General features: G+C 68.0%; 13 protein-coding genes. 7 read left to right on the top strand and 6 right to left on the bottom strand.

Annotated elements, in window-relative coordinates:
• Positions 1-72: 72 nt before the first annotated feature.
• The 6 genes from PFLCHA0_RS15995 to PFLCHA0_RS15970 form a co-directional block, all read right to left on the bottom strand.
• Positions 73-1,131: an ABC transporter substrate-binding protein gene (locus PFLCHA0_RS15995; protein ID WP_011061460.1), complete on the bottom strand. Its 1,059-nt coding sequence runs from the start codon at positions 1,129-1,131 to the stop codon at positions 73-75.
• Between the two features lie 37 nt (positions 1,132-1,168).
• Positions 1,169-2,221, bottom strand: a complete 1,053-nt coding sequence (locus tag PFLCHA0_RS15990; protein WP_015635732.1) for an ABC transporter substrate-binding protein — start codon at positions 2,219-2,221, stop codon at positions 1,169-1,171.
• Positions 2,222-2,240: 19 nt separating this feature from the next.
• Positions 2,241-3,398: an LLM class flavin-dependent oxidoreductase gene (locus PFLCHA0_RS15985; protein ID WP_015635731.1), complete on the bottom strand. Its 1,158-nt coding sequence runs from the start codon at positions 3,396-3,398 to the stop codon at positions 2,241-2,243.
• Positions 3,399-3,669: 271 nt separating this feature from the next.
• A complete protein-coding gene (locus PFLCHA0_RS15980) occupies positions 3,670-5,577 on the bottom strand; it encodes an ABC transporter ATP-binding protein (RefSeq protein ID WP_015635730.1) in 1,908 nt (635 codons plus the stop codon).
• Positions 5,570-7,351, bottom strand: coding sequence for an ABC transporter ATP-binding protein (locus tag PFLCHA0_RS15975; RefSeq protein WP_015635729.1), 1,782 nt, complete (start codon positions 7,349-7,351; stop codon positions 5,570-5,572). Before PFLCHA0_RS15975 ends, PFLCHA0_RS15980 begins: the two co-directional genes overlap by 8 nt.
• Before the next feature lie 242 nt (positions 7,352-7,593).
• Positions 7,594-8,841: an acyl-CoA dehydrogenase family protein gene (locus PFLCHA0_RS15970; protein ID WP_015635728.1), complete on the bottom strand. Its 1,248-nt coding sequence runs from the start codon at positions 8,839-8,841 to the stop codon at positions 7,594-7,596.
• A gap of 572 nt (positions 8,842-9,413) precedes the next feature.
• Here PFLCHA0_RS15970 and PFLCHA0_RS15965 point away from each other — a divergent pair.
• The 7 genes from PFLCHA0_RS15965 to PFLCHA0_RS15935 all read left to right on the top strand — a co-directional run bounded on the left by PFLCHA0_RS15965 (position 9,414) and on the right by PFLCHA0_RS15935 (position 17,911).
• On the top strand, positions 9,414-10,469 hold the full coding sequence (locus tag PFLCHA0_RS15965) for an ABC transporter substrate-binding protein (RefSeq protein WP_015635726.1): 1,056 nt from the start codon (positions 9,414-9,416) through the stop codon (positions 10,467-10,469).
• A gap of 15 nt (positions 10,470-10,484) precedes the next feature.
• Positions 10,485-11,213 (top strand): class II aldolase/adducin family protein, encoded by a 729-nt coding sequence (locus tag PFLCHA0_RS15960; RefSeq protein ID WP_015635725.1) that lies wholly within the window; start codon positions 10,485-10,487, stop codon positions 11,211-11,213.
• A 209-nt stretch (positions 11,214-11,422) separates the two neighbouring features.
• Positions 11,423-12,622 carry an LLM class flavin-dependent oxidoreductase gene (locus PFLCHA0_RS15955; RefSeq protein ID WP_011061451.1) on the top strand — a complete coding sequence of 400 codons (1,200 nt, stop codon included), beginning with the start codon at positions 11,423-11,425 and terminating at the stop codon, positions 12,620-12,622.
• 10 nt (positions 12,623-12,632) lie between these two features.
• Positions 12,633-14,204 (top strand): ABC transporter substrate-binding protein, encoded by a 1,572-nt coding sequence (locus tag PFLCHA0_RS15950; protein WP_015635724.1) that lies wholly within the window; start codon positions 12,633-12,635, stop codon positions 14,202-14,204.
• Positions 14,197-15,258, top strand: coding sequence for an ABC transporter permease (locus tag PFLCHA0_RS15945; RefSeq protein WP_015635723.1), 1,062 nt, complete (start codon positions 14,197-14,199; stop codon positions 15,256-15,258). Before PFLCHA0_RS15950 ends, PFLCHA0_RS15945 begins: the two co-directional genes overlap by 8 nt.
• A gap of 23 nt (positions 15,259-15,281) precedes the next feature.
• Positions 15,282-16,127 carry an ABC transporter permease gene (locus PFLCHA0_RS15940; RefSeq protein ID WP_015635722.1) on the top strand — a complete coding sequence of 282 codons (846 nt, stop codon included), beginning with the start codon at positions 15,282-15,284 and terminating at the stop codon, positions 16,125-16,127.
• Positions 16,124-17,911, top strand: a complete 1,788-nt coding sequence (locus PFLCHA0_RS15935) for a dipeptide ABC transporter ATP-binding protein (protein WP_015635721.1) — start codon at positions 16,124-16,126, stop codon at positions 17,909-17,911. Before PFLCHA0_RS15940 ends, PFLCHA0_RS15935 begins: the two co-directional genes overlap by 4 nt.
• Positions 17,912-18,043: the final 132 nt, after the last annotated feature.

Here is an 18,043-nt window from a genome sequence, read left to right as displayed (position 1 = left end):
GGCATGCATCGCCTGGGCTGGCGCCTTCGCTGGCAAGCCAGCTCCTACGGGTTCCACCGTCAGTTCGTGGGGTTATACCGCCACGCGGGAGGTGGAGCCGATGACCGTCTCCAGCACACTGAAGTCGATCCACTCGCGCACGTCGAAACGCCGGGGAATGAACTGCCAGCGATGCAGGAAATCGGTGAAGTCCTGCAAGGCCTCGATGGATCGCGCATCCAGGGTGGTGCGCAGGCGTCGGTGGGCATCCTCGCCATAGGCGGCCGCCACCCAGTACTCGCTGGTGTTCAGTTCCCGGGCCAGGAAGCGCCGGGTTTCCTCGGGGTTGGCCCAGGCCCATTGTTCGGTGCGCAATACGGTGTCGACGATCTTCACGCTGGCGTCGAAGTGCTCGCGCAGCAGGTGGGTGTCCACGGTCAGGGTACGCGGGGTGCCGTTGTTGGAGCGGATCAGCGGGTCGGGGTGGGAGCCGGTGTCCACCACCACCTGCAGGCCGAACTCGTTGGCCAGGTGCACGGCGTGGGCGCCCTTGAGGAAGATCGCATCGATGTCGCCCCGCAGCAGGCCGATCAGTTCGTTGTTGCGCCGGCTGAAGCGGGTCACCCCAAGGCTGACTTCGGAACCGTACAGGTGCTGCTTCTGCTCGTCGCTGTAGGTGCCGCCGTAGGGGTAGTCCACCAGTTCCACGTCGGCCACTTCCAGGCCTTCTAACCTGAGGGCGTTCTCCAGGCCGCGCAGGGCCTGGGCCCGGGTGAAGTCGATCTGCACGTTGGCCCACTTGGGCAGGCCGAAGCGCCGGTTCTTCAGGTCGCGGATGCTCTTCACGCCGCTTTCCGCGGTGGTCAGGATCAACTGCACCTCGTCGCTCCAGGACAAGCCCAGGACCCGGGTCTGCACGCCGCTGGAGTAGGCCCAGATGGCCGGGATGTTGCCGCCGTGGCGCACCGAGTTCTGCAGGTGGTGGTCGTAGTGGGCCTCGCGCACTTCGCGTTCGCTGGATTCGCGCAGGGACTGGATATTGGTGCCGAACGGCAGGAAGGCCTCTGCCAGGCGTCCGGACTGTACCGCGATGCCGAGCCCGGTGGGCACCGGGCTGTGGGTGTACCAGAGGGTATCGAGTGATTTGCTCATAAGGGTCTTCAGTTCGAATCCATGAAACCTGGCGCGGTCAGCCGGCCAGAGCGGTAGGGGTAGCCAGCAGCGCATCCAGCGGCCGGCGGTCGATCCATTGGCGCACATCCACCTGCTGCGGGATGAAGCGCCAGCGCCGCAGGAAGGCGCTGAAATCCTGCAAGGCGTCGATGGCCTGTTCTTCCAGGCCGGTGCCCAGGCGCAGGTGGGCATCCTCGCCATAGGCGGCGCTGATCCAGTACTCGCTGCTGTTGGTTTCCCGGGCCAGGTAGCGGCGTGTGTCTTCCGGGTGGTGGCGGGCCCAGTCTTCGGCCCGCAGCACCGCGCCGAGAATCCCGGTGGCGACGTCCAAGTGCTGCTCCAGCAGATGACTGTCCACCGTCAGGGTGCGCGGTGTGCCGTTGTTGCAGCGGATCAGCGGGTCGGGGTGGGCGCCGGTGTCGATCAGGGTACGCAGGCCGAACTCATGGGCATGGCGGGCGGCACTGGCGCCCTTGAGGAAGATCGCGTCGACTTCGCCTCGCAGCAGGCCCTGCAGTTCCAGGTTGCGTCCGCTGCTGGGCTGGGCGCTGACCGGGGTGTCGGCCAGGGTCTGCACCTGGGGGTCGCTGAAGGTGCCGCCGTAGCGGTAGTTCACCAGTTGCAGGTCGCCCACTTGCAGGCCGTCCAGGCCCAGGGCGTTTTCCAGGCCGCGCAGGGCCTGGGCGCGGGTGAAGTCGATCTGTGCGCCGGCCCAGTCCGGCAGGCCGAAGCGTCGGCCCTTGAGCTCCTTGATGCGGTGGATGCCGCTGTCGGCACGGGTCAGGATCAGTTGCACCTCATCGGCCCAGGACAGGCCGATCAGCCGGGTTTCCCGGCCCTGGGCCCGGGCCCAGAGGGCCGGGATGCTGCCGCCGTGGCGCACCGAGTTGCGCAGGCTGTGATCGAAGTGCGACTCGCGCACGGCCTGGTCGCTGGACTCGCGCAGCGACTGCACCTGGGTGCCGAGGGCGCCGAGGCTGTCTTGCAGCCAGCCTTTCTGCACGGCAATGCCCAGGCCCGTGGGGACCGGGCAGCGGGTGTACCAGAGAGTATCCAGAGGATGGGACATGAACGGGCTCCTTATAGGCTCAGGCGCGGGCCTGTAGCGGCGTCGCCTGGGCGACGGGGCGTTGGTGCACCAGGGGCAGGACTTCCTGGCCGATGCGCAGGGCTTCTTCCAGGTGCGGGTTGCCCGCCAGGATGAAGGTGGAGAAGCCAGCATCGCGGTACTCCGCCAGGCGCTCGGCAACGTTCTGGTGGCTGCCCACCAGGCCCACGGTGGGCCCCGGCTTGGCCTTGGCGAAGCCGGCCCAGAGGTTGGGGCCGAGGATCAGGTCGTCGAAGCGGTCGACGTTCTGGTGGTAGGCGGTCTGCCGCGCAGCGCCCACCGAATCCGAGCCGCTGGTGAAGTTCTTGGCGATCAGGCTGCCCTTGCCTTCGAGCTTGTCGAACTGGCGGCGCAGGTCGGCCCAGGCCTGCTCTTCGGTTTCCCGGGCGAACAGATCGACCCGCAGGCCGAAGCGCACCGTGCGCCCCTGTTTGTCCGCCAGCTCGCGAACTCGCTCGATGTGGGGCTTGAGCTGGTCGATGGGCTCGGCCCAGTTGAGGTAGACGTCGGCGTGCCGCGCCGCCACGTCCAGGGCCGCATCGGAGAAACCGGAAAAATACACCCCCGGCTTGCGCTCCTGCTGCAGGCCCGGGGGCAGGGCGCCGTTCTCCAGTTGGTAGATATCGCCGTCATAGGAGAAGCGTTCGTTCTGCCACAGGCCCTGGATGATGTCGAGGAACTCGCCGGTGCGCTGGTAGCGCCGGTCGTGGTCCAGGTAATCGCCATTGGCTCGCTGGCTGACCGGGTTGCCGCCGGTGATGATGTTCCAGTCCAGGCGGCCGTGGCTGAGGTTCTGCAGGATCGCCGCCTGTTGGGCGGCGTAGGCCGGCAGGGTCCAGGTGGCCTGGAAGGCGATCAGAAAGCGGATGCGCCGGGTTTCCCGGGCCAGGGCCGCGGCCACCACCCAGGGCTCGGGGCCGGTAGGCAGCAGGGCGCCTTCGAAGCCCGCCAGCTCGGCGGCCTTGGCCACCTGGGCGATGTAGTCGATGTAGGTGAAACCGTCGGGCTCGCCGTTGGCCAGGCGCCCGGGGGCGATATGCCCGGCACGGGGGTGGGGGTTGCCGCGATTGTGCTTGTCGGTGCTCAACTGCGGGCCGTCGGTGCCCAGCGGCAGGCGCCAGAAAAATTCAGTGCTCATGGGTGCTCCTGATTCAGTAACCCGTTGCGCCGCGCGGGTGCGAAGACGCCTGTCAGGGGGTAATTGCAACGGCCATGCCATGGCCGTCGCAGCCCGCCATGGCGGGGGTTCGGGGGCTTCAGCCGGCCTAGCGCAGGGCCCTGGTGCTGCTGTAGCAGCACCCCGGCAGCAACCGCTGCTGAGCGCGCAACAACCCAGCGCCTCCTTGCCGGCGAACAGGCCCTTGAGCCTTGTGCTGTCCTTGCGGGCGCCTTCGCTGGCAAGCCAGCGCCTACAGCTGGCGCGATACCGGCGGTGCTTGTGTAGGAGCCGGCTTGCCGGCGAAAGGGGCCGCGGGGCTTGCGCCGCCGGGTTGGTCGGCGCTACGCAGATAGGCCTGGTACAACGCCGCATAGGCGCCGTTCTGCCGGATCAACTGCTGATGCGGTCCCTGTTCCACCAGTTGGCCGTGGCGGATCACCGCGATCCGGTCGGCGTCGCGGATGGTCGCCAGGCGGTGGGCGATGATGATCGCCGTACGCCCCTGGCACAGCCGGCGCAGGGCACGCTGGATGCGCCGCTCGGTGTGGATGTCCACCGCCGAGGTGGCTTCGTCCAGTACCAGCACCGCCGGGTTGGCCAGGTAGGCCCGTACCAGGCACACCAGTTGCCGCTGGCCATGGCTCAGGTGTCCACCCAGGGGGCCGACCTCGCTGTGGTACTGGTGGGGCAGGCGTTCCAGCACCTCGTCGGCCCCCAGCTCCCGGGCCGCGGCAATCAGCGTTGCATCATCGGCGCCGGGGGCTGCCAGGCGCAGGTTGTCGAGGATAGTGCCGCTGAACAGCACATTGTCCTGCAGCACCACGCCCACGGCCCGGCGCAGGTCGTGCTGGGCCAGGTGCCGGATGTCCACGCCGTCGAGCGTCACGGCGCCGCCCTGAACGTCGTAGAAACGGGTCAGCAACTGCACCAGGGTGCTTTTGCCATGGCCCGAGGGGCCGACAATCGCCAGCACTTCGCCGGCCTTGATCTGCAGATCCAGGTTCTGGATCACCGCGCTTTTGCTCCTGGGGTCGTAGGCGAACCGCACCTGTTCGAAACCGACCTCGCCCCGGGCCCGCTGCATGCGCTGGGGCTGGGCCGGGTCGAGGACCTGGGGCCGGGTGTCCAGCAGCAGAAAGATCCGCTGCGCCGAGGCCGAGCCGGTGGCGTAGCGTTCGAACAGGTCAGAGAGTTCCTGCAACGGGCCCAGAAACAGAAACACGTAGAACAGGCTTTCCGCCATCTGGCCAACGCTGATCTGGTTATCGGCCAGCCCATAGCCGCCCACCAGCAGCAGCGCGGCCATGCCGGCGGTGCTGAGCAGCGCGGTGAATGGGGCGAACCAGCTGGAGCGCAGGCTGCCGCGGATCAGCGCCTGGTTGAAGTCATCCAGCAGGCCGCGATAGCGCTGCAGGTTGGGTTCCTGCTGCCCGCATTGCTGGAGCATGCGCGCGCCGCTGACGCTTTCCACCAGGTGCGCGGTGAAGCGGCTGCGGTTCTCCGCGACTCTGGCCCAGTTGCGCTGGGAGATGCGCTTGAAGCCCCAGGTCGCCAGCGCCAGCAGCGGCACCGTGGCCGCCAGGCTGAGGAAGAAGCGCGGGTCGATGCGCCACAGCATCAGCGCCGCCAGGCCGCAGCGCAGCAGGGCCCCCAGCAGCTCCGGCGGACCCTGGATCAGCAGCGGTTCCAGGCTGTCGACGTCGCGGTCGGCGCGGGAAATGATGCGCCCGGCGCGGGTCTGGTCGAAGTAGCTGACGCTCAGGGCCTGGATATGGGCAAAGACCTTGACCCGCAGGTCGTTGAGCACCCGGATCGCCGCGCTGCCGGCGACGAACTGCGACAGCCCGGCCAGGACGAAGCGCCCCAGCCAGCTGGCCGCCAGCCCCAGGCCCAGCCACAGCACCAGGGACTCGTCCAGCAGCCAGTGACCCTGGTCCGGGACCAGCCCGCGGTCCAGCAGTTCGCGCACGAACCAGGGCCGCAGGAACACCGTGAACACCAGCAGCAACTCGATCCCGATCACCGTCAGGATCGGGCCGCGGATCGGCCGCAGCAGGGGCAGCAGGCGCGACAGCATGCTGCGGTCCAGGGCCTGGCGGGCAAGCATTTCCTCGATTTCGATATCGCTCAGGGCCTTGCCGGCGATTGGATTAGCCATGGTCGACTCCCAGCAGGTCGCGGTAGTGGGCGTTGGTCTTGAGCAGCTCGGCGTGGCGGCCGCTGGCGCGGATTCGCCCGTCCTGCAGCAGCAACACCCGGTCCGCCAGGAGAATGGTCGAGAGCTTGCTGGAGATCACCAGCAAGGTGGTGGCCCGGCCCTGGTCTCGGCGCAACTGGCGGATGTTGTCCAGCACCTGGCGTTCGCTGATGGCGTCCAGGGCGCTGGTGGCGTCGTCGAGGCAGAGAATGTCCGGCTCCCCCAGCAGCGCCCGGGCCAGGCTCAGGCGCTGGCGCTGGCCACCGGAGAGGGTGACCCCGCGATCGCCGAGGCGGCTGTCCAGCCCTTGGGGCAAGCGTTCCAGTACGTCTTCGGCGGCTGCCAGGGCCAGGCCCTGGCGCAGCTGCCGGTGGCTGGCGTCGGGGGCCGTGAGGCGCAGGTTGGCCGCCAGGGTGTCGGAAAACAGGAAGCTTTCCTGGGGCACCACATGCACCCGGCGCCGCAGCTGTTGCAGGTCCAGGTCGCGCACGTCCTGCCAGCCGCTGAGTTCCGAGCCCAGCAGCACCCGGCCGGCACCGGCCTCGGTGAGGCGCGGCAGGAGGCTGGCCAACAGGCTCTTGCCGGTGCCGGTGGCGCCCACCAGGGCCACCACCTCGCCGGGCTCAAGGCTCAGGGAGCAGTCATCGAGAATCTTCCGGCCACCGCCGGGGGCGCTGACGCTGACCCCCTCCAGGCGCAACCCCAGGGGCGCCTGGGGCAGCCGGGCGTTGCCACTGCGGATGTGCAGCGGCTCGTCCAGCAACTGCCAGATACGCTCGGCACTGGAGCGGGCATCGGCAAAGGTCTGCATCACCCGGCCGATGCCTTCGATGCGAAACACCAGGGTGGTCACGATCAGCAGGGCGCTGACCAGCTCGCCGATCCCCAGCTGCCTGGCCGCCACCTGATGAGCGCCGTAGACCAGGATCCACACGTGGCTGAGGGCGACCACGGCCTGGGGCAGGGGGATACGCGAACTGGAATAGGCCAGGGCCCGTCGCGCGTGCTCGGCGAACAGCCCGACCTGGGCGGCAAAACCCTGGATGCGGCTGTGCTCCAGGGCGAAGGACTTGATCACCCGCACCCCGCCGATGCCCTCGCTGAGGTCCTGGTTGACCCGGTCGTAGGCAGCGCCCACTGCGCGGTCGAGGCTCACCAGGTGCTCGGTCTGGCGCACGAAGATCCACAGTCCGCAGGCGGTGAGCAGCAGCGGCACCACCGCCAGCCAGGGGCTGTACCAGGCCAGCAGGCCGACCGTGGCCAGCACCACCAGGGGCGTTTCCACCACCTGGCGCCAGAAGCTGATCAGGGCATCGCGGACCTTGTCTGCATCACGGGTGGTGCGGGTGATCATTTCACCCATGCCGTGCTGCCAGTGGTAGCCCAGGTGCAGGCCCTGGACCTGCTGCAGGATGCGCTCGCGCAGGCGGGTCAGCAGTTCCTGGCTGAGCACCAGGGACAACACCGTGGCGGCGTACTGCAACAGGCCGCGGCCCAGGGCCACCGCCAGCAGCAGCCACAGCCAGTACCAGCCCAGGCTGGCATCCAGGCTGCCGTCGGCCAGGTGCTTTACCGCCTGCCCGCTGCTGACATCGTTGACCGCATGGCCGATCAGCCACTGCTGCCAGACCAGCCCGAGGTTGACGGCGACATAGAGCAGCGCCACCAGGGTGAAGCGCCAGGGCACTTCCCGGTAGATCGCCAGCGCGCGCAAAAGAGGGTGTTTTTCGATCATGCAGGGCTCGTTCAAAAAATCGGCCACCCCCCGTAGGAGCCGGCTTGCCGGCGAAGAGGCCCTCGAGCCTTGTGTCGGTCTTGAGGACGCCTTCGCTGGCGAGCCAGCTCCTACGGTGTGCGTGATGCCATGGTTATTGGTAGGAGCCGGCTTGCCGGCGAAGAGGCCCCCGAGCCTTGTGTCGGTCTTGAGGACGCTTTCGCTGGCAAGCCAGCTCCTACGAGGGATGGCGGTGGTTGGGGTTATGGCGCGGGGCGGGTCGCGCCCTGTTGCTCCTTGGCGTTGAGGATCGCGGTGTATTCGCCCGGGTCGACGCAGTTGAGGTAGTAGTTGCCCACGTGGTGCAGGCGCCAGCGGATCGGGTCGTGGGTGGTGTGCACCCGGGCATTGCGCCAGAAGCGGTCGAGGTTCCATTTGCTCAGGGAGGAACTGGCCCCCAACAGCGAGAAGATGTCGCTGGAGATCTTCAGCGAGGCGCTGTCGGAATGGGCCCGGGCGGTGGCCACGGACAGGATCAACTGATCCTGCAGTTCCTTGTTGTCCGGGTCCTGCTCGTGTTCGTCGAACACCCGCGCGGCATCGCGCAGCAAGGATTCGGCAGCACGCAGGGCCACGGCGTATTCACCGATCTGCTTGATGATGTGCGGCTCTTCGCTGGCGTGGTCGACGCCGCTTTCCACCCAGGGCCGGGCGTGCTGCTTGAGGTAGTCCACCGCGGCCCCCAGGGCTCCGGCGGCGATCCCGGTGTCGATGGCCGCATGGAGGATCTGCGGGAAGGTCAGGCCGGTGCGTTTCATCGGGCCCTTGCGCGGCGAGACAAAGTCTTCGTCCAGTTCGATGTTGTCGAACAGCACCGTGCCGCTGACCGAATTCTGCTGGCCGAAGGCATGCCAGTCGTCCACCAGGGTCAGGCCCGGAGCGTTGCGGTTGAGCAGCACCCCGGCGCCGCCTTCTTCGCTGGCGGCGGTCAGGGAAATCCATTCGGCCAGGTAGGAACCGGTGGAGTAGAACTTGCTGCCGTTAAGGATCAGCTTGCCGTCGGCGCGGCGCTCGATACGGGTCTTGAGGGCGAACTTGTTCTTGCCGCCGATCTCCGCCAGGGCATTGCCCAGGCGCTTGCCGGCCAGCACGTCGCTGACCACGCGGTCGCGCACGGCATCCGGGTAACCGTTGAAGATGCCCCGCAGCATCACGTTGTGGATCTGCAGCAACTGGCCCACACCGCCATCGGCCACCGAGATCAGGCGCACCGTCTCGACGATGGTGGCCACCGAGGCCCCCAGGCCACCGAAGGCCTTGGGCACACCGATGGCGGTCAGGCCGCTGTCGGACAGCAACTGCGCCTGGCGCCGCGGCAACTGGCCGTTGGCCTGGCTGTCGGCGGCGATGGCGGCGATTTCCGTGGCGATTTCCCGGGCCACGGCGATGGCTTCGGCCTCGCTGCCCAGGACACGGACCGGAGTGACAGGAAGGGCTTGAACGCTACTCATGCTGGTACCTCTATCTGAAGAAATCTGCCCCCAGGGGCGTGTGTATCGACCTGATCCGTAGGAGCCGGCTTGCCGGCGAAAGGGCCCTTGAGCCTGGCGCCGGTCTTGGCAATGCCTTCGCTGGCAAGCCAGCTTCTACAGGGGCGTGTGTATCGGCCTGATCCGTAGGAGCCGGCTTGCCGGCGAAGGGGCCCTTGAGCCTGGCGCCGGTCTTGGCGACGCCTTCGCCGGCAAGCCAGCTCCTACGAAAAAGGGCTGGGTTTGAGGAGGCTTGAGCAAGTTCTGCGCCAGGGCCTTTTCAGTGTGCTGAAAATCCGTTGCAGGCCTTGTGCGACACGGCTGGCGGGCGGGTGCGCAATGGGTGCTAAAACGCCTGCTGCTGCTCCAGCAGCAATGCTCGTCGGCCCGTTGCTCCGACAGCAGCAGTCGCTGCGCAATGCTGCTGGTCGGGCAGCAGTCGGCGAGGTGCCGGTTTCGCGGGCAGCGGCCCAGGCCCCGTAATCCGGGGCTTTGCCCGGTTGGCACGGGCGCTGCAATAGCCCTGGCAACAGCCATTGCACAGGAACTCGTTCATGACGCTTGCCGCCACATTGCCCACGTCCGCTGCCCAGCCTGAACTGGAGCAGATCTGGTTCACCCGCTGCCCGGTGCCCACGGCTTCCGGGATCGCCTACAAGCTGGGCTGGCTCAGCGAGGAGTTTGCCGCCGACGGCCTGCCGGTCGCGACCCTGCAGGAAGCCCGGCAACTGGGCCATCACCATTACGATCATCAGTTGCCCGGGCTGTTTCGCGAGGGCGGCAACGTGCCGGCCCTGGCTGCCCGCGCCGCCGGTTCCCCCAGCCGGCTGATCGGCCTGACCTGGATCGAGGAATGGCAAACCTTGCTGGTGCGCCCGGATTCCGGCATCAGCCGCCCCGAGCACCTCAAGGGCAAGCGCCTGGCGCTGCCGGCCTGGGGCGAAAACCGCCCGGGCAGCATCGCCCGGGCCATGAGCCTGCACGGCTACAAAGGCGCCCTGAGCCTGGCGGGCCTGGGTTTCGACGATGTCGAGCTGGTGGAAGTGGCGCTGCAGGACCAGGAGCGTGCGGCGACGCCCCAGGAAGGTTTGCAGCGCCTGTGGTCCGGCCTGGACTACCTGGTGCGCGGCGAGGTGGACGCGGTCTACGTCAAGGGGGCTGCCGCCGCCGATGCCGCGCGGCGCCTGGGGCTGGTGGTGGGCATCGACCTGGACCTGGTCGCCGAGCCGCGCTACCGCATCAACAACGGCACGCCACGGCCGATCACCGTGCACCAGAGCCTCTTGGACAATCACTTCGACCTGGTGGTGCGCTTTCTCGCCCAGACCCTGCGCGCCGCCGACTGGGCGGCCCACAACCGGCCGGCCCTGAACGCCATCCTGGAAGAGGAAACCCGGGCCGGCAGTGCCGGTGTGAATGAGGCCTACCGCGGCGACTTCCACACCACCCTGGCTCCCGACCTGTCGCCCCAGCGCCTGGAGTTCCTCGATATCCAGAAAAACTTCCTCTATCGCCATGGCTTCCTCGAACGGGATTTCGCCATTGCCGACTGGGTCGACCGACGTCCCTTGCACGCCGCCCATGAACTGCTGGCCCAGCGCCGCGCCTGAACCCGGAGAATTGCCATGACCGTATTGATCAACGAACAACCCATTACCCAGGAACTGCAGGCCTTCATCGATCAGGTGCAGCTGGAGGCCGAACAGGCGTTCACCGTGTTCCGCGAAACCCAGACCATCACCGCCAACGGCACCGTGGGCTTCATCGAGCGGGTACCGGGCCAGGAACTGCTGGTCTCGGTGAACTACGGCGGCCCGTGGAACTACCGCAAACCGTTGCAGGCCACGGTCACCGACTTTGCCGGCAAGGTGATCCTGGGCCAGGGCAAGGGCGGCCTCGGTCGCTACACCAAGCTGTTCCAGCAACACTCCGACATCACCACCGTGTCCCACGTGCATTCGCCGTACCTGGGAGCCTGGGCCCAGACCCACCGCACGCTGCCGTTCCACTATGTGCCGGTGCAGCGCTACCAGCTGGCCCGGGAGCTGCCGGTGTACATCGACCGGCGCCAGCCCGAGGTGGACTTCATCCTCGACAGCATTGCCCAGAACCCCTTCAACCTGGCGATTCTCGAAGCCAACGGCGGCTCCACGGTATGGGGCAAGCAGGGCCTGCGGGCCACGGCGGAATTCATCCTGTTGCTGGAAGAGGGCGCGCAACTGCAACTGCTGGCCGACGCCCTGGGTGGCTCCCGCCCTTATGGCCCAGGCGTACTGACCCAGCAATGGAAGATGAGCGGCCTGTACGAGCGCGCCACGGAACTGGGCCTGGTGCCCGCCATCGACCGCCGATGACCCCGCGCAATGGCGTGGCTCGCCCCCCTGCAGGAGCTGCGGGGTATGCCTGCCTGCTGTAGGAGCTGGCTTGCCAGCGAAAGCGCCCGCAAGGGCGATACAAGGCTTGAGGGCCTCTTCGCCGGCAAGCCGGCTCCTACGCGGTGGGGGTGGGCGGTGGGCGGGGCAGCGATGGCTGTACAGGCTTCAATCATTCAAGGAACAGCTACATGGCAGTCAAGATTCTCTGGTACCTCACCACCCCCGACGGCCCCTATCCCTGGGAGCCGGAAGGGCGCTGGAACACCGATTTCCAGCACCTCAAGCAACTGGCGGTGGCCAGCGATCGCCTGGGCTACTACGGTTCGCTGCTGGGTTCGAGCCCCAATGAAAGCCTGGCGGTCTCGGCGGCGCTGATCGATGCCACCCAGCGCTTGCGCTTTCTGGTGGCACAGCACCCGGGGGAGTTGTCGCCGGCGGTGCTGGCCAAATGGGCGCTGACCTTCGATCAGTTCTCCAACGGCCGCCTGCTGTTCAACGTGGTCAACGGCAGTGACGCCGGGCTGGCCACCCTGGGGGTGCACTATCCCCACGATGAGCGCTATGACTTCAGCCTGGAGTACTGGCGGGCGTTCCAGGGCTTCTATGCCGGGGACACCGACGGCTACGACGGCCGCTACGTCAAGCTGGCGCCGCGCTCGCCGGCCGCGGCCGGCCATCCCCTGGGCGGCTGGCACGCGCCGAGGCAACGCCCCGGCATCCCGCTGTGGGGCGCCGGCACCTCCGGCCCGGGAGTGGCCCATTCGGTGCAGTTGCTGGATGTGTACCTGAGCTTTGCCGACACGCCGCCGAAACTCGGCGAGAAATTCCGCAAGGTGGCCGCCGAGGCGGCGAAGATCGGCCGTGAGCTGAGCTTCGGTACGCGCCTGCAGATCATCGTCCGGGAAACCGAGGAGGAGGCCTGGGCCCACGCCGAGAAACTGCTGCAGCGCACCTCGCTGCAGACCGCCCGGGCTTCCATCGAACGCCAGTTGCCGCCGGGGGAAACCCTGGACAGCTTCCACAGCGACGACCCGCAGATCCAGCGCAATGTCGAGGCGATCCGCGCCGGCCGCCTGCCCAAGGCCCGGGACCTGGAGATCTACCCCAATGTCTGGCTCGGCCCGAGCCTGTTCGGCTTCAACATTCTCGGGCCCGCCGCCGGCACCTACCTGGTGGGCAGCGCGCGGCAAGTGGCCGAGCGCATTCGTGAATACGAAGAGCAGGGCACCTCGGCCTTCATCCTTTCGGGCTTTCCGCTGATCGACGAAGCCCACCGGGTGGCCGACCTGCTGTTCCCGCTGCTGGAGCTGGATCACGGTTTCGAGGTGCCGCGCCTGGGCGCCACGCTGGCGGCCAGGCAACCGGCCAAGGCCACCGAGCAGGCCTGAGGAGCGAGCCATGAGCGAGGCATTTTCCCGCCGGGTATTCCTCGGCCATTCCCTGGCCGCCGGTGGCGGCCTGTTGCTGGGCAGCAGCCTGCTCAGCGGCTGTGACAACGGTGCGGCGCCCGGTGCCGCGCCGCTGCTGCCCGGCACCCCGGTGCGCGGCGGGCGCCTGCGGGTGGGGATCATCGATGGCGACCAGTCCGGCAATCTCGACGCCCACAAACCGGTGGGCGGCGGGATCATTCGCGGCTGGGCGCTGTACAGCAAGTTCTGGGAATGGAACCCGGACGTCAGCACCCGGCTGGCCCTGGCGGAGTTCGCCGAGCCCAATGCCGACGCCAGCGTCTGGACCATCCGCATCAAGCCGGGGCTGGAGTTCCACCACGGCAAGAGCATCGGCGCCGACGACATGCTGTTTTCCATCCTGCGCCTGACCGACCCGCAACTGGCTTCGCCCTTTGCCGGGCTGGTGGGGGCCATCGATCGCCAGGCTCTGCGCAAGCTCGATCAGCGCACCATCGAAATCCGCTTCAAACAGGGCCAGAGCTTCTTTCCCCTGGACGAAACCCTGATCAGCTTCGGTGCCATAGTGCCCACCGACTACCACCCGCAGACCAACCCGGTGGGCGCCGGCCCCTACCGGCTCAAGCGCTTCATTCCCGGCCAGCGCTCGCTGTACAGCCGTTTCGAGAACTACTACAAGCCCGGCCAGCCCTACGCCGACGAACTGGAAATCATCGAGTTCAAGGACCAGGTGTCGCGGGCGGCGGCGCTGCGGGCCGGGCAGATCGACGTGGCCAGCGGCGTACAGGCCGAGCACAGCGCGCTGCTCAAGGCCGATCCGCGGCTGCGCTTCTACGCCTCGCCGAGTACTTCTTTCACCGGCTTCAACCTCAATCTGGCCAAGGCGCCGTTCCAGGATGTGCGGGTGCGCCAGGCGTTCCGCCTGCTGGCCGACCGCCAGGAGCTGGTGGACCGTGGGCTCAATGGTTTCGGCCGAGTCGCCAATGACCTGTATTCGCCCCACGACCCCACCTACAACCACGGCATTGCCCAGCGGCCCCATGACCTGGAACAGGCCCGTTCGCTGTTGCGTCAGGCCGGGCACAGCGACCTGCGGGTGGAGCTGACCACCACCCCAGGCCCGGGGGTGAACGCGGCGCTGGTGTTCGCCCAGCAGGCGAAGAGGGCCGGGGTCGAGGTCAAGGTGACCCAGGTTGACGCTTCGGTGTTCAACGGCCCCCAGCGCGAACAGTGGCTGCTGTCGCCCGGGGCCACGCCGGCCCGGGGCTTTCTTGCCTCGGCGCTGCACAACGACGCCCCCCAGGCCATCTACAACCGCAGCAACTTTCACGACCCGCGATTCACCCAGCTGTACCAGCAGGCCCTGGCCCAGCCCGATCTGCAACTGCGCCGGCAATGGGTGCACGAAGCCCAGGCCATCCAGCACCAGCGCGGCGGGCTGCTGATCTGGGGCTTCAACGATGTGCTGGACGCGGCCTCGGTGCGGGTTGGCGGGCTGGTGCCGGAACAGACGACCTTCGCCTCCTGGCGCTTTGACGAAATGTGGTTGAACCATGCCTGACACCTGCCGCAACACGCCCCGTACCCCGGCCTGGCTGTCCTGGTTCGTCGGCCGCCTGGGCTACGGCCTGCTCACGGCCTGGGTCATCAGCCTGGTGGTGTTCATCGCCACCCAGGCGCTGCCCTCGGACCCGGCGCGGGTGATCCTTGGCCCCGACGCGCCCCTGGAAAGCATCCTCACCCTGCAACGGCAACTGGGGCTGGACCGGCCACTGCTGGAGCAGTACCTGCACTGGCTGGGCCAGACCCTGGAAGGCGATCTGGGGCAGTCCCTGGATTCCAGCGCGCCTGTGGCCGACGTCCTCTTCGCGCGCCTGGGCTACACCCTGGCGTTGCTGGCCGGGGTCATCGCGCTGGTGGTGCCCGCGGCGCTGCTGCTGGGGGTGACCCTGGCCCTGCGTCGTGACAGCCGCCTGGACCGCTGGAGCCTGTCGTTGCTGATCTTCCTCAAGGCTACCCCGGGCTTTCTCCTGGCCATTGGCCTGGTGCTGCTGTTTTCCATGCCCCACATGGACCTGCTGCCGGCGGTGTCGATCCTCGACCCCCAGCTGGCACTGTGGCGCCAGCTGCAATTCCTGGTACTGCCGGTGCTGGCCTTGAGCCTATCGGCCTTGCCCTACCTGACGCGCATGGTGCGCGCGGCAATGATCGAGGCCCTGGAATCGGACTATGTGATCGCCGCGAGGCTGCGGGGCATCCCTGAGTGGCGCATCGTCTGGCGCCACACCCTGGCCAATGCCCTGGTGCCGGCGGTGCAGGGGCTGGCCCTGACCCTGCGCACCCTGATCGGCGGGGCCTTGCTGGCGGAAGTGGTGTTCAGCTATCCGGGGATCGGCACCGCCCTCAACTCGGCGATCCAGATGCGCGATCTGCCGATGATCCAGGCCATCGTGCTGGTGATCACCCTGGGGGTGGTGCTGATCAACCTGTTGGCAGACCTGGCCACGGTGCTGCTGACCCCCAAGTTGCGTACGGCGCGGCGGGCCGGCCTGATCCGCCGCAACCGACGAGGCCTCCAGCCCTGGTGGCGCCGCTCGGCGCCCAAGGCTCCCTGAACCTGCGGCATGAGAACCTATCCATGAACGACATACGCATTTCCCGCTGGCGCCTGTGGCTGGGCGAACCGCAAACCCGCAAGGGCGCATTCATCACCTTGCTGGTGGTCCTGCTGGCGCTGTTCGGGCCCTGGCTGGCGCCCCATGGCAGCACCGACATGCTGGGCCCGGTGTACGGCACGCCCGCTGCCGGCGCCTGGCTCGGCCATGACTTTCTTGGCCACGACGTGCTTTCGCGGTTGCTCAGCGGGGGCCTGTCGGTGTTGTGGATGTCCCTCGCGGCGGCCTCCATCGCCCTGCTGGTGGGCAGCGCCCTGGGGTTGCTGGCCGGCCTTTCGCGGCGCCGGCTGGACACGTTGATCAGTTGGCTGGCGGATGTTTCCCTGGCCTTTCCCGACCTGATCCTGGTGCTGCTGATCGTTTCGATGCTGGGGCGCGCGCCCTGGTTGATCGTGCTCACCGTGGCCATCGCCTTCACCCCCGGGGTGGTGCGCCTGGCCCGGGGCAGCGCGGTGGCGGTGGCGGGGCAGGAGTTCGTCGAGGCCGCGCAGATGATGGGCTATTCGCGCTGGCGGATCCTCTCTGGGGAAATCCTGCCGAACATCCTCACGCCGCTGCTGGTGCACTTCGGCAACATGCTGACCTGGGGCGTGGGCATGCTGTCGGGGCTGAGCTTCCTCGGCTATGGGGTGGCGCCGCCGGCCGCCGACTGGGGGCTGATGATCAACGAGAACCAGGCCGGGCTGCTGGTCCAGCCCTGGGCGGTGCTGGCCCCGGCGCTGCTGATCGGGGTGTTCGCCTACGGCACCAACATCCTCGCCGAGGGCATCGGCCGCAGTCAGGCGCGGATCGGGGAGAAAGGCCCATGAACGCCGTGGTGGAAGTGACCCGAGAGGCCCGGGTGCTGCAGGTTGAGGGATTGCGGGTGGAGCTGGCGGGTGGCGTGGAGGTGTTGTCCGGAGTCGGCTTCAGCCTGGCCGCGGGGGAAATTCTTGGCCTGGTGGGGGAGTCGGGCTCGGGCAAGACCACCCTGGCCACGGCCCTGCTGGCCCATGCCCGGCGGGGCGCGCGGATTGTCGAAGGGCGGGTCGAGGTGGCCGGGCAGTCGTTGCTGGACCTCTCGGCGCAGAACCTGCGCCGGGCCCGGGGCGGCCTGATCGGCTATGTGGCCCAGGACCCGGCCACCGCCCTGAACCCGGCGCTGCGCATTGCCGACCTGCTGGAGGAAACCCTGGCGGTGCATCCATCGCACCTGGACCGCCACGGGCGGCAGCAGCGGATACGCGACACCCTCAAGGATGTGGGCTTGCCGGCGGATCGCGAGTTCCTGCGGCGCTTTCCCCATCAGCTGTCCGGCGGCCAGCAGCAGCGGGTGATGCTGGCCCTGGCCTTTGTCCTGCGGCCCCGGCTGATCGTGCTCGATGAGCCCACCACGGCCCTGGATGTGACCACCCAGGCGCACATCCTCGGCACCTTGCGCCACCTGTGCAAAAGCCTGGGTGTGGCGGCGATCTATGTGTCCCACGACCTGGCCGTGATCAAGGACCTGGTGGACCGGGTGCTGGTGATGTACGCCGGGCGGATCGTCGAAAGCGCCTCCCGCGAGGCGCTGTTTCGCCAGCCGGCCCACCCCTATACCCGGGGCCTGCTGGCGGCGATTCCCGATGTCGGCCAGCGCCGGCCCCTGCTGGCGATACCTGGGCAGGCCCCGGCGCCGGGGCAGCGGCCGGCGGGGTGTGCTTTCGCGCCCCGGTGCCCGCGCCAGGGTGCCCAATGCACAGCGGGCGAGCCGTTGCTGCAAGGGCTTGCAGCTGATGTCCAGGTGGCCTGTATCGACCCTTATCGGCAGGCGTTGCCCATGCCGCCCGTGGTGGCGGTGCAAGCGGCTGTGTCCGGCAGCGAACGACGGCCGCTGCTGGAGGTGCAGGGCCTGAACCTGGCCTATGACCGCCAGGTGCTGTTCGACGTCAGCCTGCAAGTGGTGGCGGGGGAGTGCCTGGCGCTGGTGGGTGAGTCCGGCTCCGGCAAGACCAGCCTGGCCCGGGCCCTGGCCGGGCTTGGCGAGCACGCCGAAGGCCGGGTGCGGTATGCCGGCCAGCCTCTGAGCCTGTCGGCCCGGCAGCGGAGCAAAGGGCTGCGGCACCAGATCCAGTACATTTTCCAGAACCCCTATCGGGCGCTGAACCCGCGGCACACCCTGTACCAGACCCTGAGCGCACCCCTGGAGCACTTTTTCGGCATCCAGGGGGCCGAGGCCAGGGCTCGGGTCCATGCGGTGCTGCAACGGGTGTCGCTGTCGCCGGCCCTGGCGGACCACTATCCCCACAGCCTGTCCGGGGGCGAACGACAGCGGGTGGCGATTGCCCGGGCCCTGGTGTGCGAACCCAAGCTGCTGATCTGCGATGAAGTCACCTCGGCCCTGGACGTCTCGGTACAGGCCTCGATCCTCGCGCTCCTGCGCCAGTTGCAAGACGAAGGCATGACCCTGCTGTTCGTCACCCATGACCTGGGCGTGGTACGGGCCATTGCCGACCGGGTGCTGGTGCTCAAGCAGGGACGGGTGGTGGAGCAGGGCGCAGTGGACGCCGTGCTGGACCGGCCCGAGCACATCTACACCCGGACCCTGCTGGAGAATTCGCCACGGCTTGGGTGACATCTTCAGAAACCCTTGCACCGCCTTCGCTGGCAAGCCAGCTCCTACAGGGGGGGGGCATTTGCCGGTGGACTGTGCTGCGCCGGCCCTGGCGTGCGTCTAGCTGCCATAGCCCCGCAGTCGTATCGGTAA

The sequence above is a fragment of the Pseudomonas protegens CHA0 genome, assembly GCF_000397205.1.
In the GTDB taxonomy this organism is placed as follows: Bacteria; Pseudomonadota; Gammaproteobacteria; order Pseudomonadales; family Pseudomonadaceae; genus Aquipseudomonas; species Aquipseudomonas protegens.
This window is presented reverse-complemented; position numbering and strand designations above follow the sequence as displayed.

Bases quoted from the DNA above. Each gene is read 5' to 3' on its own strand.
- PFLCHA0_RS15975 (WP_015635729.1), bottom strand. From the start codon at position 7,351: ATGATCGAAAAACACCCTCTTTTGCGCGCGCTGGCGATCTACCGGGAA.
- PFLCHA0_RS15945 (WP_015635723.1), top strand. From the start codon at position 14,197: ATGCCTGACACCTGCCGCAACACGCCCCGTACCCCGGCCTGGCTGTCC.
- PFLCHA0_RS15940 (WP_015635722.1), top strand. From the start codon at position 15,282: ATGAACGACATACGCATTTCCCGCTGGCGCCTGTGGCTGGGCGAACCG.
- PFLCHA0_RS15960 (WP_015635725.1), top strand. From the start codon at position 10,485: ATGACCGTATTGATCAACGAACAACCCATTACCCAGGAACTGCAGGCC.
- PFLCHA0_RS15935 (WP_015635721.1), top strand. From the start codon at position 16,124: ATGAACGCCGTGGTGGAAGTGACCCGAGAGGCCCGGGTGCTGCAGGTT.
- PFLCHA0_RS15950 (WP_015635724.1), top strand. From the start codon at position 12,633: ATGAGCGAGGCATTTTCCCGCCGGGTATTCCTCGGCCATTCCCTGGCC.
- PFLCHA0_RS15990 (WP_015635732.1), bottom strand. From the start codon at position 2,221: ATGTCCCATCCTCTGGATACTCTCTGGTACACCCGCTGCCCGGTCCCC.
- PFLCHA0_RS15980 (WP_015635730.1), bottom strand. From the start codon at position 5,577: ATGGCTAATCCAATCGCCGGCAAGGCCCTGAGCGATATCGAAATCGAG.
- PFLCHA0_RS15985 (WP_015635731.1), bottom strand. From the start codon at position 3,398: ATGAGCACTGAATTTTTCTGGCGCCTGCCGCTGGGCACCGACGGCCCG.
- PFLCHA0_RS15965 (WP_015635726.1), top strand. From the start codon at position 9,414: ATGACGCTTGCCGCCACATTGCCCACGTCCGCTGCCCAGCCTGAACTG.
- PFLCHA0_RS15995 (WP_011061460.1), bottom strand. From the start codon at position 1,131: ATGAGCAAATCACTCGATACCCTCTGGTACACCCACAGCCCGGTGCCC.
- PFLCHA0_RS15970 (WP_015635728.1), bottom strand. From the start codon at position 8,841: ATGAGTAGCGTTCAAGCCCTTCCTGTCACTCCGGTCCGTGTCCTGGGC.
- PFLCHA0_RS15955 (WP_011061451.1), top strand. From the start codon at position 11,423: ATGGCAGTCAAGATTCTCTGGTACCTCACCACCCCCGACGGCCCCTAT.